The sequence below is a fragment of the Pseudomonas avellanae BPIC 631 genome (assembly GCF_000444135.1).
Taxonomy (GTDB): Bacteria; Pseudomonadota; Gammaproteobacteria; order Pseudomonadales; family Pseudomonadaceae; genus Aquipseudomonas; species Aquipseudomonas avellanae.
In genome coordinates, this window is the sequence record NZ_ATDK01000266.1 from 1 (window position 1) to 4867 (window position 4867).

Here is a 4867-nt window from a genome sequence, read left to right on the forward strand (position 1 = left end):
TTTCAGAGTTTCCTTAGAGGTTCATATGTCCATCTACAACCTGAGAATGTTCACACTGGTGGGGATCACCCTGCTGACACAAGTGGGATTGGCCAACGCGGCAACCAACAACTCTCCACAGTCCAACAGCCGGGAGCAACAGAGCGTGTTGACCGACAGCCAATCACTATCGAGCGACGAGATGCTGGCACGAGACTGGAACCTCAGTCCTCAGGAATGGCAGCGCTATCAAACGCTGATGCAGAGTTCACGAGGTGTGTATTCCCCCGGGCTGGATCCGCTGACTGCATTGGGCATCGAAGCCCGCAATGATGAAGAGCGCCGGCGGTATGCAGAGCTCCAGGTCAAAGCCGAGGCGCAGCGCACGGCAAAAGAATTGGCGTATCAACGCGCATATGACGATGCCTTCAAACGCCTCTATCCCAATCTGATGCCCATCGCCAGTTCGGAGTCCCAAGGGGCGATTGCGAGGCCTGCTAACCAAGGCAATGGTCGATTGGCAGTGTTCGTCAAGGACGATTGCCCGGAGTGCTCAGTTCGGGTTAAGGCCCTTCAAGCTCAGAAGCAGCCGTTTGACGTGTACATGGTGGGTAGCCAGAACGACGATGAACGAATTCGCAACTGGGCGATTGTCTCGGGAATCGACCCTGCAAATGTCAGAACCCGACAAATCACCCTCAACCATGACGGTGGACGTTGGCTTGGACTGAGCTTGGGTGGCGAGTTACCCGCCGTTGTGCGCGAGGTGAACGGACAATGGCTGCGTCAGTGACGTGGGCAGGCCTTGCCCTGCTGTGCTTCGCGCTGACAAGCCATGCAGCCGAGCTTCCACCGCCGGCTTATCAGCTGGCGGCTCACGCCGCGAGTATTCCGTCGGAAGTGCTCTATTCAGTGGCACTGCAGGAAAGCGGGGCAAAGTTGCGTGGTCAGCTTGTGCCGTGGCCTTGGACACTGAATGTGGCTGGCGCCGGTTACCGTTTTGCAACCCGCGCAGATGCCTGCACTGCCCTACTCATAGCACTGGTTCAGACAGGCCCAAAGCATGTTGACGTGGGTCTGGGACAGGTGAACATGGGCTGGAACGGCCAGAGGTTCAAATCAAGCAATCCGTGCGAAGCGCTCAATCCCTACAAGAACCTGGATGTGACTGCGCAGATCCTGGCTGAACAGCGAGCGCTTGGTGGTGACTGGATCACCGTCGCCGGACGCTATCACCGGCCCACTGGCGGCGCTCAAGCTGCCAATTACCGCAAGGCCTTTGCCAAACATCTCAGCCGGGTAACCGGCATCCAAATGCTGGTGACCAATCCATGACCCGATCAGTGATCCTCGGCGCAGCGCTCTGCCTCCCATTTATGATCTGCCAGGCTGCAGAGCTCACCGTGGTTGAAGACAAAGGTGGTGACTCAGCGTTGCCTTACTACCGATCTCTCAATCCCGAACCCTCCTCTTCTGTCCAAAATGAACTGAGCTCTCAACTGGATCCTGTACCAGCACAGGGATTACCGGTACGCACCACTCGAATGACTCCAGGAGCGGTTCAGGGCCGAATAATCAACGCGCCAGGCCTGCAGCCTTTGTTCCTGATCGGGGACGATGAAACATCACAACGATGGCTACAAGAGCGCGGGTCGGTGCTGAAACAGATGCAGGCCGTAGGACTGGTGGTCAACGTGACCACACCAGAGCGACTTGCCGTAGTCAGGAGTTGGTTGCCCGACGCGCTCGTATCCCCCGCATCTGGTGATGAGCTTTCTCAGCGCCTAGGCCTGAACCACTATCCGGTGTTGATCACCCCAACTGCCATCGAGCAATAGGAGGTTGGGTTATGGCTCATGAATACGCCATCGAATCCTTACTTAGACCCGCCGTTGAGCTGTACACCGTGTACGTGTGCGCTGCAGGTGCTTTTCTATGCGTGTTCGCGCCTTGGGCGTTCGCACTAACTCCGCTGTTCGGCATCGTGACGTCCGCGGGCTTTCTGGCTTTGGGGTTAGTGCGCCTGAAACAGGCATGGCATGTGCTGCGCTATCGCCGAAACATCCGTCGACTGCCTCATTACACGATGACCAGTAAAGAAGTGCCGGTCAGCAATCAACGTCTCTTCATCGGTCTAGGCTTTCGCTGGCAGCAGCGCCATACCCAGCGGCTGATGGACACTTACCTGCCGAAGTACACCAGCTACGTTGAAGCCACCCCACTGTTCCGCGCAGCGCGCCGCTTTGAGGAGAGAGCGGAGTTCGCTCCATACCCTGTCCGGCTTCTGGCCAGAGCCACATCATGGGACGTGCCCATCAATCCTGTGCGACCCCTTCCACCCGTCGGCGGGTTGCCAAGGCTGCACGGCATCGAGCCATACGAGGAGAACGTCTCTCTCCCTTTGGGTGAGCGAGTAGGCCATTCAATTGTTCTGGGCACCACGCGTGTCGGAAAAACGCGCCTGGCGGAATTGTTCATCACCCAGGACATTCGGCGGAAAAAGCACGGCCAGCACGAGGTGGTCATCGTCTTCGATCCGAAGGGCGATGCCGATCTGCTCAAACGCATGTATCTGGAAGCCAAACGCGCCGGACGCCTGAACGAATTTTATGTATTCCACCTGGGCTGGCCGGATCACTCGGCACGCTACAACGCCGTTGGGCGTTTTGGGCGGATTTCGGAGGTGGCCACCCGGATCGCTGGGCAACTCTCCGGCGAAGGTAACTCGGCAGCATTCCGTGAATTCGCCTGGCGTTTCGTGAACATCATCGCCAGAGCCCTTGTGGCATTGGGCCGCCGGCCTGACTACCTGCAGATCCAGCAGCACGTGATCAACATCGAAGGGATCTTCCAGGAGTATGCCTCTAAATACTTTGATGAATATGATCCAAAGGCCTGGGAGGCGATCGTCGCCATTGAGGGCAAGCTCAACGAAAAAAACGTACCGTTCAACATGAAGGGCCGGCCGTTCCGCGTGGTGGCCATCGATCAATACCTGTCTCAGACGCGTGTGGCAGATCCGGTGATGGATGGCCTGCGCAGCGCGGTCCGCTACGACAAGACCTATTTCGACAAGATCGTCGCCTCGCTGCTGCCGTTGCTTGAGAAGCTGACAACCGGGCGCATGGCGGAACTGATCTCGCCTGACTATCAGGACGTGAACGATCCAAGACCCATCTTCGACTGGATGCAGGTGGTCCGTAAAAAGGCCGTGGTGTATATCGGCCTGGACGCCTTGTCGGACACTGAGGTCGCCGCTGCCGTCGGCAACTCGATGTTTTCCGACCTGGTCTCGGTCGCTGGCCATATCTACAAGTTCGGTGTCGACGACGGACTACCGGGCGGCGTCCCTGGCACCAAAGTGCCTATCAACCTCCACGCCGATGAGTTCAACGAGCTGATGGGTGAAGAATTCATTCCGATGATCAACAAGGGTGGTGGTGCCGGCATGCAGGTGACTGCCTACACCCAGACAATGAGCGATATCGAAGCGAAGATCGGCAACAAGGCCAAGGCTGGCCAGGTGATCGGTAACTTCAACAACGTGTTCATGCTGCGCGTCCGCGAAACGTCCACCGCCGAGCTGCTGACAAACCAGTTGCCTAAGGTTCAGGTTTTCACATCCACCCCGGCCAGCTCGGCGAATGACAGTGCAACGGGCAATACCGCGTTCACATCATCCAGTCATGACCAGGTGCAGCAGGTCAGCGTGCCAATGATTGAGCCTGCGCATGTCGTCGGCCTGCCCAAGGGCCAATGCTTTGCGCTCATGGAAGGCGGCAATCTGTGGAAAATCAGAATGCCTTTGCCTGGCCATGATCCTGATGAAGTAATGCCGGCAGATCTGCAGGCTTTGGCGGAAAGCATGCGTCAGACGTATCAGGTGGGCAAGGTCGACGACACTGGCTGGTGGTCAGCGCCCGGTTATCAGACGCTAAACGAGTCGCTGCCTGCAGATCTGCTCGACGACTTCAAAAAAATCGCTGTTGCCCCTGAGGATGCGGCATGACTCTCGGCGGGTTGAACGACCGGCGGGAGGTCATCTGATATGGCAGACGTTGCCGACCGTGCGAAACAGCAACAAGACCAGGAACAGACGCTCATCGGTTCACTGTTCACCCTGCCCTTCCGGTTCGCCGCAGTGATGTTCCTGTCTCTGGGGGGAGCCATCATCGTCGAATGGATCTGCATGTACTTTTTCTGGCCGGAGGCAGGTTGGCAGCATGCTCGTGCAATGCTCGATCATGAACTCAGTTGGCTCTCCAAAGGGTTCCTGCAGAGTGTGGTTGTTCAAGAGCCAGGCCGAACGGCGACATGGCTGGTTCAAACCACATATGACTGGCTGGTGGTCAAGACTGGGCTTCAGGACTGGGTTCAACACACCTCTGATTATGCTGCGACAGGACAACGATCACGCGGTTTCGATATGCGCTACATGCTCGGCGTGGGAGTCAGCAAGTTTCAGGATTACGGTCTTGCGGCGCTCTACACGACACTGGTGTTTTGCGTGCGTCTGGTGATCCTGACCCTCGCAATCCCGTTATTTGTGATGACGGCGTTTGTTGGTTTTGTGGACGGACTGGTGCGCAGAGACTTGCGGCGGTTCGGTGCCGGCCGTGAGTCCAGCTACCTGTATCACAAAGCTCGAGCAACGATGGTGCCGCTGGTGATCATTCCCTGGAGCCTCTACCTGGCTCTGCCATTCAGCGTGAGCCCTTTGCTTGTGCTCCTGCCATGCGCGGCACTGCTCGGCCTGGCGGTCAGCATTACGGCGTCCAGCTTCAAAAAATACCTTTAGGGATCCTCCGATCAACTCACCCCGCCGTGGCCGATAGCCGGACTTTTCCTAAAATAAGCCGCTATTTGTTGAAAAATCGATCGATTAATC

5 protein-coding genes are annotated in these 4867 nt (G+C 57.2%); all 5 read left to right on the forward strand.

Going from position 1 to position 4867, the window contains the following annotated elements; genetic code table 11:
• The first annotated feature begins 25 nt into the window (after positions 1-25).
• Genes DW49_RS0115500 through DW49_RS0115520 form a run of 5 tightly spaced genes read left to right on the forward strand, consistent with a single transcriptional unit; the run spans position 26 to position 4777 of the window.
• Entirely contained in the window at positions 26-772 is a 747-nt protein-coding gene (locus tag DW49_RS0115500) for a TIGR03759 family integrating conjugative element protein (protein ID WP_005622196.1), read from the forward strand.
• A complete protein-coding gene (locus DW49_RS0115505) occupies positions 757-1314 on the forward strand; it encodes a lysozyme family protein (protein ID WP_024421313.1) in 558 nt (185 codons plus the stop codon). Before DW49_RS0115500 ends, DW49_RS0115505 begins: the two co-directional genes overlap by 16 nt.
• Positions 1311-1817, forward strand: coding sequence for an integrating conjugative element protein (locus tag DW49_RS0115510; RefSeq protein WP_024421314.1), 507 nt, complete (start codon positions 1311-1313; stop codon positions 1815-1817). The genes DW49_RS0115505 and DW49_RS0115510 overlap by 4 nt, the downstream gene beginning before the upstream one ends.
• Positions 1818-1828: 11 nt before the next feature.
• A complete protein-coding gene (traD, locus tag DW49_RS0115515) occupies positions 1829-3988 on the forward strand; it encodes a type IV conjugative transfer system coupling protein TraD (protein WP_024421315.1) in 2160 nt (719 codons plus the stop codon).
• A 39-nt stretch (positions 3989-4027) separates the two neighbouring features.
• On the forward strand, positions 4028-4777 hold the full coding sequence (locus DW49_RS0115520; RefSeq protein WP_005622204.1) for a TIGR03747 family integrating conjugative element membrane protein: 750 nt from the start codon (positions 4028-4030) through the stop codon (positions 4775-4777).
• Positions 4778-4867: the final 90 nt, after the last annotated feature.